The organism is Amycolatopsis lexingtonensis (assembly GCF_014873755.1).
GTDB classification, from domain to species: Bacteria; Actinomycetota; Actinomycetes; order Mycobacteriales; family Pseudonocardiaceae; genus Amycolatopsis; species Amycolatopsis lexingtonensis.
In genome coordinates this window covers 2,362,896-2,377,113 of sequence record NZ_JADBEG010000001.1, presented here as the reverse complement: position 1 = coordinate 2,377,113, position 14,218 = coordinate 2,362,896, and the positions used below count along the sequence as shown (strand labels likewise).

At 72.1% G+C, this 14,218-nt stretch carries 14 protein-coding genes; 8 read left to right on the top strand and 6 right to left on the bottom strand.

All coding sequences use genetic code 11. The features are described from left to right. Positions 1-18: 18 nt before the first annotated feature. The 4 genes from H4696_RS11065 to H4696_RS11050 all read right to left on the bottom strand — a co-directional run bounded on the left by H4696_RS11065 (position 19) and on the right by H4696_RS11050 (position 3,533). Positions 19-1,317 (bottom strand): DJ-1/PfpI family protein, encoded by a 1,299-nt coding sequence (locus H4696_RS11065; RefSeq protein WP_192782244.1) that lies wholly within the window; start codon positions 1,315-1,317, stop codon positions 19-21. 1 nt (position 1,318) lies between these two features. Next, the gene (locus H4696_RS11060; protein WP_086865404.1) at positions 1,319-1,708 is read right to left on the bottom strand and encodes a hypothetical protein; all 390 of its coding nucleotides are present in this window, start codon (positions 1,706-1,708) and stop codon (positions 1,319-1,321) included. 95 nt (positions 1,709-1,803) lie between these two features. After that, positions 1,804-2,457, bottom strand: a complete 654-nt coding sequence (locus tag H4696_RS11055; RefSeq protein WP_086865403.1) for a response regulator — start codon at positions 2,455-2,457, stop codon at positions 1,804-1,806. Continuing rightward, complete coding sequence (locus H4696_RS11050; protein WP_086865402.1) at positions 2,454-3,533, bottom strand: sensor histidine kinase; 1,080 nt, start codon at positions 3,531-3,533, stop codon at positions 2,454-2,456. The genes H4696_RS11055 and H4696_RS11050 overlap by 4 nt, the downstream gene beginning before the upstream one ends. Positions 3,534-3,671: 138 nt before the next feature. On the opposite strand from H4696_RS11050, the gene H4696_RS11045 reads away from it, so the two are divergent. The 3 genes from H4696_RS11045 (at position 3,672) to H4696_RS11035 (ending at position 8,636) form a co-directional block, all read left to right on the top strand. Continuing rightward, a complete protein-coding gene (locus H4696_RS11045; RefSeq protein ID WP_225955645.1) occupies positions 3,672-6,245 on the top strand; it encodes a glycosyltransferase in 2,574 nt (857 codons plus the stop codon). Further along, positions 6,245-7,693: a radical SAM protein gene (locus H4696_RS11040; protein WP_192782243.1), complete on the top strand. Its 1,449-nt coding sequence runs from the start codon at positions 6,245-6,247 to the stop codon at positions 7,691-7,693. The genes H4696_RS11045 and H4696_RS11040 overlap by 1 nt, the downstream gene beginning before the upstream one ends. A 91-nt stretch (positions 7,694-7,784) precedes the next feature. Continuing rightward, positions 7,785-8,636 (top strand): GH25 family lysozyme, encoded by an 852-nt coding sequence (locus tag H4696_RS11035; RefSeq protein WP_086861724.1) that lies wholly within the window; start codon positions 7,785-7,787, stop codon positions 8,634-8,636. Positions 8,637-8,765: 129 nt separating this feature from the next. Here H4696_RS11035 and H4696_RS11030 read toward each other — a convergent pair whose 3' ends face one another. Beyond that, entirely contained in the window at positions 8,766-9,026 is a 261-nt protein-coding gene (locus H4696_RS11030) for a hypothetical protein (protein ID WP_086861723.1), read from the bottom strand. A 131-nt stretch (positions 9,027-9,157) separates the two neighbouring features. On the opposite strand from H4696_RS11030, the gene H4696_RS11025 reads away from it, so the two are divergent. Genes H4696_RS11025 through H4696_RS11015 form a run of 3 tightly spaced genes read left to right on the top strand, consistent with a single transcriptional unit; the run spans position 9,158 to position 11,230 of the window. Beyond that, positions 9,158-10,405, top strand: a complete 1,248-nt coding sequence (locus tag H4696_RS11025; protein ID WP_249027048.1) for a GDSL-type esterase/lipase family protein — start codon at positions 9,158-9,160, stop codon at positions 10,403-10,405. 52 nt (positions 10,406-10,457) lie between these two features. Beyond that, positions 10,458-10,847 carry a hypothetical protein gene (locus H4696_RS11020; protein WP_086861721.1) on the top strand — a complete coding sequence of 130 codons (390 nt, stop codon included), beginning with the start codon at positions 10,458-10,460 and terminating at the stop codon, positions 10,845-10,847. A 26-nt stretch (positions 10,848-10,873) separates the two neighbouring features. Continuing rightward, positions 10,874-11,230 carry a ClpX C4-type zinc finger protein gene (locus H4696_RS11015; protein ID WP_086861720.1) on the top strand — a complete coding sequence of 119 codons (357 nt, stop codon included), beginning with the start codon at positions 10,874-10,876 and terminating at the stop codon, positions 11,228-11,230. Here H4696_RS11015 and H4696_RS11010 read toward each other — a convergent pair. Then, positions 11,220-12,023 (bottom strand): SAM-dependent methyltransferase, encoded by an 804-nt coding sequence (locus tag H4696_RS11010; RefSeq protein ID WP_086861719.1) that lies wholly within the window; start codon positions 12,021-12,023, stop codon positions 11,220-11,222. The two genes, H4696_RS11015 and H4696_RS11010, sit on opposite strands and share 11 nt — an antisense overlap. Before the next feature lie 312 nt (positions 12,024-12,335). Here H4696_RS11010 and H4696_RS51200 point away from each other — a divergent pair, with 312 nt between their 5' ends. Further along, positions 12,336-12,980 carry a response regulator transcription factor gene (locus H4696_RS51200; RefSeq protein ID WP_086861718.1) on the top strand — a complete coding sequence of 215 codons (645 nt, stop codon included), beginning with the start codon at positions 12,336-12,338 and terminating at the stop codon, positions 12,978-12,980. Between the two features lie 270 nt (positions 12,981-13,250). After that, positions 13,251-14,156, top strand: a complete 906-nt coding sequence (locus H4696_RS11000) for an AraC family transcriptional regulator (protein ID WP_158104337.1) — start codon at positions 13,251-13,253, stop codon at positions 14,154-14,156. Positions 14,157-14,218 lie beyond the last annotated feature (62 nt).

The window sequence follows — 14,218 nt, the reverse complement described above, 5'->3', positions numbered from 1 at the left end:
TCGTCGGTACGCGGTTTCCTAAATCGTTTTAGGCCTCCTGACCCGGCGCATCACCACGATGACCGCCGCGCCCAGCAGGATCAGCGCGACCGGCACCGCCGTCGGCAGCCACGGCCAAGCCCGGCCTTCGAACACGACCCCGTCGGTGGGCAGTTCCAGCACCTTCGCCGTCCAGCGGGCGGTGGCCACGTCGGTGTGGCGCGCGAGTCCGCTCACCACGGTGTCGTAGGCGAAGCCGGGCCGGTCGTGGACGTACTCGGGGGACGGCCCGCCGGGCGGCGGCGTGATCCCGCGCGCCGCACCCGGCACGACCAGCCGGTCCAGACCCGGTGCGGTGACGGCCGCCCGCGGCAGGAACGTCAGCCCGTGGCGCGACCGGACCGGGCCGCCGTCGGCGCTGACGGCGAGCGTGCGCGAAGACAGCGACTGGCCTTCGGTGTCGAACACCGACGAAAGCTCGATCTCGCCGACGCCGCCGGTGAGCAGCACGCCGACTTCGTCGGGGTTCCACCGGAAGGCCGCGTTGACGATCGCGGCCGCGTCCGGCACGCCGGCCGGCGGGGTCACCGGCACGTCGTCGCCGTAGTGCCGCCAGCCGATCGCGGCCGCGGCGCGGGCCGCCACTTCCGCCCCGGCCAGCCGCTCGACCCAGTGCAGCGTGCCGTCGACGCCGGAGAGGATCCCGGCGGTGGACACGATGTCGCCGTCGTCGACGAAGCGCTGCCCGCGCACCCACTTCACGGCCGGGTACTCCTTCGCCCACGTGCCGAGTTTCAGCCAGTGCGCGGTGGCCGGGCGTCCGTCGAGCAGGCCGGCCGAGGCGAGCACGCCTCCGCCGTTGCAGACGCTCAGGAACTTCGCGCCGCGCGCGGCCTGAGCGCGCAGCCACGCCGTGACGACGTCGCCGCTCGGCTCGCCGACGTCCGGCAGCGCGGGCACGACCACCAGGTCCGGCGCCTTCGGGCCGAGCCGGGCGGCGAGTTCCTCGAAACCGAAGTCCGGCACCAGGTCCAGGCCGCCGGTCAGCGGCTTCGGCTCGCGGTGCGGCGCGACCACGTAGACGTTGAGCCGGCCGGTCGAGGCCAGGATCTCGTACGGCGCCAGCACATCGGAGACGACGGCGCCGTGCTCGCCGACGACGACCACCGCGGTCGGCTTGGCCGGGTCGTGGGGCGCCGGCGCCGCGGCCGGGAGGGGCCGCGGCGGGCCGGGGGCGTAGAGGGCGTCGAACGCCGACAGCGCGGAGACGGTCGCGCCGACGGCCGGGACGGCGAGCACGGCGACGACGAGCGCGCACCACTTCAGGAAGGTCCGCACTTCAGTGCCAGTACTCGGCGCGGCGCCACACCATGGCGGCCAGCATCAGCGGGAACATGAGCACGTGCCCGGCCACCATCAGCGCGGTGCCGGACAGCGCGCCGAGCCAATACGGCACGAGCAGCGCCGCGAACGGCAGGTACATGGCGGCCGCCATCTCGGCGATCCGCGGCCACGAGTGCCGGCGGAGCGCCATGGCGAGCACCATCGCGACGGTCATGTCCGTGGCCATCACGAGCGCGCCGGCGTCGGCCCGCTCGAGCCAGGCGGACGGCCACAGCGGGCCGAGCGCGACCATGCCGATCAGCATGGCGGCGACCATTTCGACGTAGTGGCCGGTGAATCTCGCGAACTTGCGAGAGGTGGGTCGGGGTGTCTCGGTGGTGGTCATCTCGGGTCCCTCCAGGTTGCGTCCTGGACGAGAATCCCGGCCCGGCGCCGTGCTGCCAGGTGCCGGAAGTCATGACCGGGGTCATGTGACCGGCGTCAGAGCAGGCCGAGGTCCCTCGCGCGCAACGCGGCCTGCGTCCGGTCGCGGGCGCCGAGCTTGCCGAGCAGGTTCGTCACGTGGTTCTTCACCGTGCCCTCGGCGAGGAACAGCGCCGTCGCGATTTCGCGGTTGCTGCGCCCGTCGGCGAGCAGCCGCAGCACTTCGAGTTCGCGCTCCGACAGTGGCACGACCAGTGGCTGCGGCCGAGGCGCCGGCTCCGGCGGCAGCTCGGCGAACCGCGCGACGACCTTCGCGGCGACCGACGGCTGCAGCACGGATTCCCCGCGGGCGGCCGCCAGCACCGCCTCCACCAGGCGCGCCGACGAGACGTCCTTCAGCAGGTACCCGACGGCGCCCGCGCGCAGGGCGGCGAAGACGTCTTCGTCGTCGTCGAAGGTGGTCAGCGCGATGACCCGGACGTCCGGCCGCGCCAGCCGCAGCCGCCGGGTCGCGCCCACGCCGTCGAGGACCGGCATGCGCAGGTCCATCAGGACGACGTCCGGGGACAGGGCGGCGGCCCGGCTCAGGGCTTCGTCGCCGTTGCCCGCTTCGCCGACGACGTCGATGCCGTCGTGGGTGGCGAGGAGGGTGCCGAGGGCTTCGCGGAAGAGGGCCTGGTCGTCGACCAGCAGGACGCGGACCGGCGTCATCCCGGTACCTCCATGCTCAGCGCGCTGCCCTCGCCCGGCGCCGAGGTGAAGTCGAGCTTGCCACCCAGGTGGTCGGCGCGTTCGCGCAGCCCCAGCAGCCCGAACCCGGTGCCGCCGCCGGGGGTGCCGGCACCGTCGTCGCGCACCGAGAGCCGCACCGACGTCTCGGCGTAGTCCAGCCGGAGGTCCACCCGGGTGGCGGCCGCGTGCTTCCGGACGTTCGTCAGGCCTTCCTGGGCGGCCCGGAAAAGCGCCTCCCGGTGCTCTTCCGGCAGCGGGCGTTCGGTACCGGACACGGTCAGCCGCGCCGGCACGCCGGCCTCCGAGACCAGGGCGTTCAGCGCTTCCGGCAACGGAGCCGGTCGCGGTTCGCGCAGGGCCTTGACCGACCGGCGGACTTCCGCGAGCGCGTTCTCGGCCTGCTCCTGGGCCTTGGCCAGGACTTCGTCGGCCCTGCCGGGATCGGTCGGCAGCACCGCGCGGGCCGCCTTGACCTGCATCTGCACGACGGTGAGCGAATGCCCGAGCCCGTCGTGGATGTCGCGAGCGACCCGGTTGCGCTCCTGCGCGGTCGCCAGCCGTTCGGCCTGGGTGGCGTAGTCGCGCAGCTTTTCGTGCGCCTCGGCGAGTTCGCCGCGGGAGCGCTGCTCGCGCAGGAGCAACTCGGTGATGACGGCCGCGAACACCACGGAAACCAGCGTGCCGAGCCCTTCGCGGAGGCCTTCGCCGAGCGACATCCCGAGGTGCACGAGCGGCACCACGGCGATCACCAGCGCGATCACCGGGAGCGGCAGCCGCAGCAGCACGCACTGGCTGACCAGCACGACCAGGAACAGCGTCGCGCCGACACCGGCGTTGACCGTGAAGACGACGAAGGCGAGCGGGAGCTGCACGGCGACGTACCCCGCCGCCCAGGCGAGCCGGCCGCGGTCCTGCACCCAGCCGAAGCCGAGCGTGGCGAACGCGGTGAAAACGGCGCCCAGCACGAGCGAGAGCACGGGCTCCCCGGAACCGAGGACCCCGAGCACGACGGAGAGGAAGGCGCCGCAGGTCAGCACCCCGAGGGCCCGGTTCATGGAGCCACTCTGGGGTGCGCGGCGGCCGCGGTCAACCACGCGCGGCACGGGGAAAGCGCTCTCTGCTCACGCGGCCACCCGGCGCCACACCCCGTAGGCTGAGGGTGACGGCGAAGCCGAGACGGGAGTCCGACATCGATGTCAGTGCTCTGGGGCGTGTCCTTCGACGCCACTCCGCTGTCCGGGGTCGTGGTCGAGTTCCTCAAGACAGCGGGCCGGTTGCCCGGGCGTCGGGTGCACCTCGACCTCGGGTACGACATCAAGGCCGACAAGGGTGCCTTCTTCCGCCCCTACCGCGACGAAGCGGGCCTGCTGCCGGAGTGGGTCACGCTCGACCGCGTCGAAGGCGTCGAAGGGATCCGCGGCTACGACCGCGCGTTCGTCGAGCGGGTGCTCCGGGAAGTGGTCCAGCGCGGGGACGAGACCCTGCGCCCGGAGATCGACCGGATCGCCGGTGCACTGGCCGGCCGGATCGTCGCGACCTGGGAACGCCTCGGCGTGACGATGGTGATGGTGGAGAACGGGACCCTGCCGGAGAACCTCACCTACACCGAAGCGCTGTACCGGGCGATCGAGCGCTACGGCGCCCGCCACCGGCTCGGCCGGTTCGTGTTCTGGCGCGACCACGACCTGATGTGGCAGAGCGAACCGGGGATCGCCAAGTACGGCCGGTTCCCGTACCCCGGCGTCCCGGCGCCGCGGAATTCGCCGCACATCCACTACTTCGCGCTGCACGAGCAGGCGAAGGCCCGGACGCTGGAGTGGGTTCCCGGGCTGCGGAACATCGACGTCCTGCCGAACGCGTTCGCCATCGCGCCCGCGCGGGTCGACGAGCGCAACGCCGGTTTCCGGCGCGACCACGGCATTCCGGACGGCGTCCCGCTCCTGGCCCGGATCACGCGGATCATCCCGCAGAAGCGCCTCGACCGGGACCTGCACCTGCTGGCGATGCTGCCGGACGCGTGGCTGTTCGTCGCCGGCGACGTCGAAGAGGCGCCCGCCGAGCACACCCGGCTCGTCGCCTTGGCCGAGAAGCTCGGCGTGCGCGACCGCGTCGTGTTCGGCGGCTGGCTGACGCCGTACGACACCGCCGTGCCCGAGCGCTACTCGGTGCGCGATCTGCTGGCGCACGCGACGGTCGTCTCCTTCCTGACCTCCTACGACTACGAGAGCTACGGCAACCCGGTCAGCGAGGCCATCGCGTCCGGGACGCCGTACATCACGAGCGGGTACGAGCTGTACGACGTCGTCTACGGCGGGTTCCGGGCCCCGGTGCTGGACATCCGGGCCCGCGACCTGCCGGACGCGGCGTTCGCCCGCGAGGTGGCCGAGCTGATCACCGACGAAGGGAAACGGGCGGAAGTGGTGCGGGCGAACTCGGAACTCGGGCGGGCGCGGTTCGGCACGCGGGTCGTCGACGACGTCGTCGACCGGCTGTACCCGCCGCCGATGGGGGCGGGGACGCGGCTGAGCGTCGTGCTGCCGGTGTACAACGAAGCCGCGAACCTGCCGGAGGTGCTGCGGACGCTGCACGACCAGCGCGACGGCGACGGGCCGCTCGACCGCGGCAGCTACGAGGTCGTGCTGGTGGACAACAACTCGACCGACGACACGGTCGCGATCGCCCGGGACTTCGCGGCAGCGCACCCGGAACTGGCGCTGCACGTCATCCGCGAGCCCGAGCAAGGCGTTTCGTGCGCGCGGCGGGCCGGGATGGACTTCGCCGCGGCCCGCAGCCGCAACCGGCCGGACACCGACCCGGGGGAGCGGTTCTACCTCGTGTCGGCCGACGCCGACTGCCGCGTCGACGCGCACTGGCTCAGCGAACTCTTCACCGCGATGGAGACGAGCAAGGCCGCGATCGGCGTCTGCGACTACTACTACGATCCCGCGCACTTCACCGGGCGGCCGCGGCTGTGGGACGCGATCCAGCGGACGCTGCGGTGCCGCGCGGTCACGTTTTCGCTGTTCGGCGGCTTCCCGGACGGCAAGGGCTTCGCCGTCGAGCGCGACGCCTACGAGCGCGCCGGCGGCATCGAGATCTTCTACCAGCTGCAGGACGGGAAGTTCGTCAACCACCTCTCCGACGACTGGGACTTCGGGATCAAGGTGGCCAGCGGGGGCGACGCGCTCACGTACGCGCCGCGCTCGCGCGTCGAGATCAACCCGCGGCGCGTCGACCACGCCATCGACGAGGTCATCGCGGGCCGGGCCTACGGCTCGGACGGCATCATCGTCATGCGCGACATCCGGCCCGCCGCGCCCGCGGCCGCCGCGGACCTGACCGAGGCCGAGGCGAAGCAGGCGTGGGAGTTCTCGATCAAGGACTTCACGCCGAAGAACACCATCCTGCCGGTGCTCCTGACCCCTACGCTGCTCGAAGACGACGCCGTGATCGCGTTCTTCGGCGCGGACCTGGCCACCCGGCTGGCCCGGCGGATCGCGGAGATCCGCGACGAGATGCGCGTCGTCGACTTCACGCCGATCCACGCCTACAAGACGCCGTCGTACCGGCTGTACTTCGAGTTCGCCGACGAGCTGTTCGCGTGCCTGCGCCGGCACGTCGGCGAAGACATCGGCTACCCGCCGCCGCTGCCCCCGTGCCTGGCGGAGATCCCGGCCGCACGCTTCGCGGAGTTCGTCCGCTACTACTGCGAAGACCGCGAATCCGGGGAAGCCCACAACTACTTCGGCAACGGAGGGGTGTTCTGATGACGCTCGCCTACGAAGACGCGATCGGCTCGCTGCACGGGCTCGACCCGGCGTGGCCGCGGCCCGCCGTCCTCGACGTCCTGGGCGCGCCGGAGAACCGGCACCTGCTGGAGTTCGTCCGTGAGGACCCGTTCGGGGCGCACGTGTTCCCCGGCAACGTCCCCGGCACGCCGGCGGAGTTCCTGCGGGACCTGGACGCGCAGCTGGCGTCGTCCGGCCCGATCCACCTGTGGTCCTACATCCCGACGTGCGCCTACCGCTGCCGGTTCTGCCAGTACCCGGTGGTGCTCGTGAAGGGGAAACCCGAGGTGGCGTACGAAAAGGCGAAGCACTGGGTCGACCTGAACATCGCCGAAGCCGAGCTGTGGCTCGACGCCGTGCCGAACCTGGCCGGGGCCGAGGTCGGGGAGTTCAACGTCTTCGGCGGTACGCCGTCGCTGCTGCCGGAGCCGGAAATCCGCCGGCTGCTGGAGTTCTACCGCGCGCGCTTCGGGTTCACCGGCGACACCACGATCCGCTTCGAGGGCGACCCCAGCACGTTCACCCCGGCGAAGCTGGACCTGCTGCGGGAACTGGGCTGCACCAAGCTCTCCAGCGGCGTGCAGTCGTTCGACGACCACGTCCTCGACCTGTGCGGCCGCGAGCACACCGCGGCGATGTGCGTCGACTTCGTCCGCAACGCCCGGCGCGCCGGGTTCGACTGGGTCAGCATCGACCTCATGTACGGCCTGCTCGACCAGACCCTCGACAGCGTCCGGCGCGACTTGGACGTCGTGCTGGAGAACGAGGTCACCGCGGTCGTGTGCACGAAGCTGCACCTGGCGTCCTACAGCGACACCCGCACCGGCGTCACCGGGGAGAAGCCCGCGGCGTGGCAGCTGCCGTCCTACCGGGACAAGCTGGTGCGCGACGGCCACCGCTGGCCGACGCTCGGCGAGCAGTACCAGATGCGCGAGCTGCTCACCGACGGCCTGCGCGCGGCGGGGTACACCGAGCACCCGACGATGTACTTCGCGCGCGCCGGGCTCGGGCCGGAGAAGTGGAAGTCCATCATGGTGGACCAGGACAAGCAGGAGGCCGAGGTCGCGATCGGGCTCGGCGGCAGCTCGAGCTGCCGCGCGTCGGAGGCGATCACCGACGTCAACTCCAAGCGGTACATCGAGACCGTGGCGGCCGGGCGGATTCCGCTCGGGTCCGCGACGCGGTTCACCCCCGAAGCGCAGGAGGCGCGGGCGGTCAAGATGGCGCTGACGACGTTGCAGCCGCTGCGGGATTCGCTCCACCGCTCGCGGTTCCCCGGCCGGTCGTTGTTCGCGGAGCCGTGGCTGGGCAAGTTCCGCTCGCTGGCCGCGCGTGGGCTCGTCCGGCTGGACCCGGACCACGGCGTCGTCGAACTGACCCGGGTGGGGGAGGTTCTCGTGGAAGCGATCATCACGACCGAGCTGTAGATCACTACATCGAGTGGCAGAAGTGTCGCGAAGAGCGACACGGGCAGGCAGCATGGGCTCCGGACGTGCCAGTACCGAGATCGGAGCCCGGATGAGCCGAAGCCTGGCCGCACAGGACGAACGACCGAAGTGGCGGGCGCGGCTCGCCGGAGCGGGCGCGCTGGCCGCGCTCGCGGCGGTGGTCACCGCCCCGCCCGCGTCGGCCGCCCCCGACTACTCGCTGGCGGACACGAACTACGCCGGCACGCAGATCGCCTTGCACGAAGGCGTCCAGGGCACCCCGCGCTTGGACGACGCCGGGCAGACCCTCGGTCACGACGTCAGCGGGCACCAGGGCCCGGTCGACTGGGCCGCCGCGGCGGGGGCGGGCGCGCAGTTCACCTACGTCAAGGCGACCGAAGGCACCGGCTTCGTCAACCCGCAGTACGGGCAGCAGTACGACGGCGCGCACGCGGCGGGCATCATCCGCGGTGCCTACCACTTCGCCCGCCCGGACGTCTCCGGCGGCGCCGCGCAGGCGGAGTACTTCATCGCCAACGGCGGCGGCTGGCGCGCCGACGGCACGACCCTGCCGGGCGCGCTGGACATCGAGTACAACCCGTACGGCGAAACCTGCTACGGCAAGAACCCGGCGGACATGACGGCGTGGATCGCGGACTTCACCCGCACGTACCTGGCGAAGGTGAAGCGCAGCGCGCTGATCTACACCAGCACGGCGTGGTGGAAGCGCTGCACCGGCAACGCGTCGGGCTTCGGCAACACCAACCCGCTCTGGCTCGCGCGCTACGGCCCGGACGTCGGCGAGCTGCCCGCGGGCTGGGACAAGCAGAGCATCTGGCAGTTCGCCCGCGGCGGCGGCCTGCCGGGGGACCAGAACTACTACAACGGCCCCTTCGGCCGGGTCCAGGCACTGGCCAAGGGCGCGGCGACCGGCGGCGCTTAGGAGCTGCCCGGTAAGTCAGCCGAGCGGACGCCCCGGCCCGAGGCCGGCCGGCGGCGCGTGCGAACGTCTTGAATGAGTCATTCAGGTCTTCGGAGGTCCTGAATGACTCATTCAGGACCTTTGGTTCGGCTAGCGCCACCGGCCGCGGTGGGGCGGTTCGACGGCCCGCAGGTCCGGCCACGGCGGCCGCCGCAGCACCGCGAGCGTGCCCAGCGTCGCGGCCACCAGGCCGGTCGTCACCGCGATCAAGGCCACGCGCGTGGCGTCGACGGCCGGTTCCCACTTGGCCTGGCCGTCGCGGATCGCGAACACCCCGAGCGGGCGGCTGACGGGGATCACCGTGGTGCCGTCGGGGGTCTCGAAGGGCTCGCCGAAGAGTGGTTGCTCCATGCCGCCATCGAACTGCAGGTTTCGTGCCGTTGACAAGATCGGACAAAATCCTGTCGTTCCCGTGATCGGCTGCTTACGATCGGCGAGAGGACCGTCGCCGTCGACTGTCCTCAATGGACGAGGGAGCCGCCGTGCGCAGGATCGCCCTTCTGACCGCGTTTTCCGTCGCCGCGGCCGTCGTCGCCTCGGCGCCGGGTGCCGCCGGGGCCGGGCCCGCCTGGTTCACGTCGTGGGCCCAGTCCCAGGACGGCCGGGCCGACGCGCCGGTGTCCGCGCAGTCGCTGCGCATGATCACCCACCTCAGCCAGGGCGGTGACGCGGTCCGCGTCCGGTTCCAGAACACCTTCGGCACCGGGCCGCTGACCATCGGGCACGCGACCGCGGGCCCGAGCGCGGGCGGCGCCGCGGTGGCGGCGGTGCGGGAGCTGACGTTCGCCGGCCGCGCGGCCGTCACGATCCCCGCCGGGGGCGAGGTCTGGAGTGACGAGACGCGGCTGGTCACGAGGCCGGACACGAACCTGGCCGTGAGCATGTCGGTCGAGGGCACCGCGGTCCCCGGCCGCCACGGGGCGGCCCTGCGCGACAACTACCTCACCCCGCCGGGCTCGGGCGACCACACGGGCGACGCTTCGGGCGCCGCCTACACCTCGACGGTCGGGGCCACCTACGTCGTGAGCGCGGTCGACGTGCACAACACCGCGCTCAAGGGCACGGTCGTCCCGTTCGGCAGCTCGGTCGTCGACGGCATCGGCAGCACGAACTGCGGCCCCGGCTGCACCCAGCTCGGCGCGGACCGGCGGTGGACCGACGACCTGGCCCGCCGGGCCGTCGCCTCGGCCGTGCCGCTCGCCGTGGCCAACGCCGGTGTCTCGGGCACCACGAGTGCCCCGTCGTGCCCCGGCATGCCGCCGTCGGTCGCGGGCCTGGACGCCGCGAGCCGGCTGGACCGGGACGTCCTGGCGCTGCACGGCGTCACGTCGGTGATCTACTACTACGGCACCAACGACCTCGCGTACGGCTGCGACGCCACGGCGATCCTGGACAGCTACCGCGCGGTCTTCCAGCGCCTGCGCGCGGCGGGCATCGCCGTGTACGTCACCCCGAGCACGCCGCGCCCCGGCTACAGCGACGCCGCCAACCTGGCCCGCCACGAGATCGGCACGTTCGTCGAACGCTGGAACACCTGCGGCGGCACCTGTTCCGGCGTCGTCGACTTCGACCAGGTGCTCAAGGACCCGCTGAAGCCGAACAGCATCCTGCCGGCCTACGACAACGGCGACGGCATCCACGCCAACGCCGCCGGTCAGCAGGCCCTGGCCGACTTCGTCTCGTTGCCGATGCTCGCCCGATCCGGGCCGGTTCGCCACACGATGGGGTGACCCGGCGAGTCGGAGCCCGGGCCTTGTGCCCGCGGTTCCGCAGAGTACGTCGGTGATCGCTGACTCGATGGACGACGCCGGGTGCTGCCTGCTGTCGGTGGCCTGGAACGTCGCCCCGCTGGCCGAAGGACAACCGGACTCCCGGCGCGGCGAGCTGCGGCGGCGGGTGGCGGCCGCCTGCCGTACGGCGGGCCACGGCGCCCGCGACTGGGCCGTCCGCCACGGGGCCGGCACGCCCGCCGAGTACCGCCCGTTCCTGCAGCTCGCGGACGTCGCCTACGAGATCACCACGCTGTTGTTGCTGGTGGAGGACTTCCTGGTGCCGGACCTAGAGCGGGAGCACCGGCGCTGGGCCGAGATCGAGGAGCTGACGGGCCGGTTCACCGAGCTGGCCGAGTGGACCTCCGCGTTCCTCTTGTCAGGCGCTCCCTTGCGGCTGTAAGGTCCGCCCTGACAAAGGAGGTCGGCATGAGCACTCGGGTCATCGCGCGCTGTTCGTTCTGCGCCAAGCCGAACACGGAAGTCGACACGCTCATCGGGGGTCCCGGCGTCTTCATCTGCGACGGGTGCGTGCAGCTGTGCGTGTCGGTGATCGAGGGCAAGCCGTCGGACGCGCCGATGATCGCGCCCTGGGAGCACGACCTGCCGATCGAGCAGGTGCTGCAGAACCTCCGCCCGGTCGCGGCCGCGACCGCGCAGGTGCAGGAGAACCTGGCGGCGTGGGTCGGCAAGGCTCGTGCGCTGGGGGCGACGTGGTCCCAGATCGGCGAGGCGCTCGGCATGACCCGCCAGTCGGCGTGGGAGCGCTTCGGCTCTACCGCTTGACGCCCACCCCGGCGTAGAGCCCGTCCTCTTCGGGATCGACGGCGGCGGCGAGCCGGTCCGGCCGCCAGCCCGCTGAAGTGGTCAGCCCGGGTTCGACCAGCTCGAAGCCGTCGAAGAGGGCGAGCACCTCGGCTTTCGTCCGCGGGAAGATGTGGTCCTGCGTCTGCCGCATGGTTTCGGCGACCCGCGGATCGTTGAGGACGGCGAAGTCGTTGGTCAGGTGGGTGAGGGCGAAGTAGCTGCCGGGCGCGACCGCGTCCTGGTAGGCGCCGAAGACGGTCCGGACGTCCGGCAGGTAGTGCCCGAGCGTGATGGCGAGCAGGCCGACGGGCCGGCCGAGGTCGAGCAGGCGCTTCACGGGCTCCGAGCTGAGCACGCCTTCGGTGTCGGTGGCGTCGGCCTCGACGGCTTCGGCGTGGGGGTTGTCCTTGAGCAGCATGCGGCTGTGCGCGACGGCCACCGGTTCGTAGTCCACGTAGACGACCCTGGCGCTGGGATCGACCGACTGGGCGACCTCGTGCACGTTGCCGACCGTCGGGATGCCGGACCCGAGATCGAGGAACTGCCGGACCCCGCGATCCAGCATGAACCGCACGGCGCGGCCCAGGAAGGCGCGGTTGCGCCGGGCGACGGCGGCGACCTGGGGCTGGATGGCTTCGAGCCGCCGGGCGACGGCCCGGTCGGCGGCGAGGTTGTGGCCGCCGCCGAGGAGGTAGTCGTAGATCCGGGCGGCGCTGGGCCGGGAAAGGTCGGCCCCAGGCGGGATCCAGTCCGCCTCCGCTTCGTCGGTCATGTCCGGCCCCCTCGTCGATCGCCATGACCGGGCCCACCCTAGCGGTCCCGGTGCGGGGCGGATCCTGCGTCCTTCTGCCGGGTGAAGATCAACCGGACGGCCCACCGGTGCTGCGGCGAACCGGTGATGTGCGGGAATGGGACGAAGATCCACGGTGTGCCGCTGGTGCGCTCCGTCGTCACTGCGCTACTTTCCGCCAGCATTCACGAAGCGACCCCGGAGGTGACACGGCTTGATCGGGACTAGAGGTCCGAACCATTGCGCCAGGCACGGCTTTCCCCGAGTGGCGGGTGGAAGCGGGTCGCCGCGACCGTGATCCGCGTCCTGTTGATCCTGTCCTGTCCCAGCCTGGCCCACCGGATCGGGCGGCAGCTCATCGAGGAGGTGGACATCGAGGTGCGGCAGCGGGTACCGGAGACCTGGAGCGACGTCGTGACCGCGCTCGAAGAGCTCGCGCCGTCGGTGGTCGTGCTCGACCGGGCCGTGCTCGGCGCCGAGGGCGTCGCCGTGGCCGGGGACATCGCGCGCGGCGGCCGCCCGCCCGCCGTCGTGCTGCTGGCCGACACCCACCACCCCGGGGACGTGCTGTCCGCCGCGCGGGCGGGGGTGCGCGGGTACGTGGTCGACCGGACCGGCGGCCACCCGTGGGCAGCCGTGGTCCGCGCGGTCGCCGCGGGTGGTGGCTGGCTTTCCCCCGCCGCGGCGGGGGAGCTGCTGGAAGAATTCCGCGTCCGGGCACCCCACCGGCTGCGGGAAGCCCCGCGGATCCCGTTGACCGAGCGGGAATTGAGCGTCCTCCGGCTCGTCGCGCAGGGCTGCTCGAACCTGGAGGTCGCCGCGGAGCTGGGGCTCAGCCAGTCGACGATCAAGACCCACGTCTCCCGGATGCTGGCCCGGCTCGACCTGCGCAGCCGCACCCAGCTGGCCGCCTTCGCCCGCGACCTCGGCATCGTGTGAAATCGTCGATGTTCGTTCTTTCGACCGATGCGGCCGTCGCGGCGGCGGCCATACGATGATTGCCGGTCGGCGCGGTCCCGCATTCGCGGCCCCGGCCGTGGTGCCCGGGTGCTCCGGGAAGGCGCGACGACGCGGTTTCCGGTCCGGACGAATTCAGTGAATAGTGGACGGAGGTCGGTGTTGTCCAGGGAAGACGGCTCCGCGTCGGGATTGCCGCTCGCGCGTTACGAGCTCTTCCGTTCTTGTGACGCGAATCATGTGCGCGACGAAGTGAGCCGCGTTTGGCTGCCGCACACCCTCCGGGTACTCGGCGGTGATTCGCGGCTGGACGCGCGAATGCACTACGCGCGGCTGCGTGATTTGTCGGTGAGCGCGCTGCGGTACGGCGGAACCGTGCGGTTCGCGTCCGGGCCCGCCGAATCCTTTTTCACCGTGCTGGTCCCGCTGGCGGGTGAAGCCGAGGCGCGCTGCGGCGGCGACCGGGTGCCGCTGAGCACCGCGACGGCCGCGGTGCTCTCCCCGGCGGACCCGGTGGCGCTGCGCTGGCCGGGCGACTGCTCGCAGCTGATCGTGCGGCTGGAGCGGGCCGGGCTGGAGGCCCGGCTGAGCGACCTGCTCGGCGCGCCCCTGCGCAAGCCGCTGCGGTTCGCCCCCGCGATGGCCGTCGGCTCGGGCAACGGCCGAAGCTGGCTGCGCGGCCTGCGGATGCTGGTGACCGAGCTCGAGCGCCCGGGGTCGCTGATCGAGCGGCGCGCGGTCGCGGAGACGTTCGAGTGCACGCTGGCCACCGCGCTGCTGATGGGGCAGCCGAGCAACTACACCCGGATGCTCGACGGCGAGATCCCGGCCGCGCCGACCCGCGCGGTGAGCATCGCGCTGGAGTGGATCGACAGCCATCCGAAGTGGCACCACACGACCGCGAGCCTGGCGCGCGAGGCCGACGTCACCGAGCGGTCGCTGCAGCTGGGGTTCCGCAAGCACCTCAAGATGGGGCCGATGGAGTACCTGCGGGAAACCCGCCTGCGCGGGGTGCGCGACCAGTTGCGGGCGGCCCAGTCCGACGCCGTCACGGTCACCGAGGTGGCCGCGGAATGGGGTTTCCTGCACGCGGGCCACTTCGCCGCCCGGTACCAGCAGCGGTTCGGGGAGCGGCCCTCGGAAACGCTGCGGCGGTGAATTCCGCCCGGAAATCCGGGTAGCCGAACGGGTGTCGTCCGCGAGTGCGGACGGCACCCGTT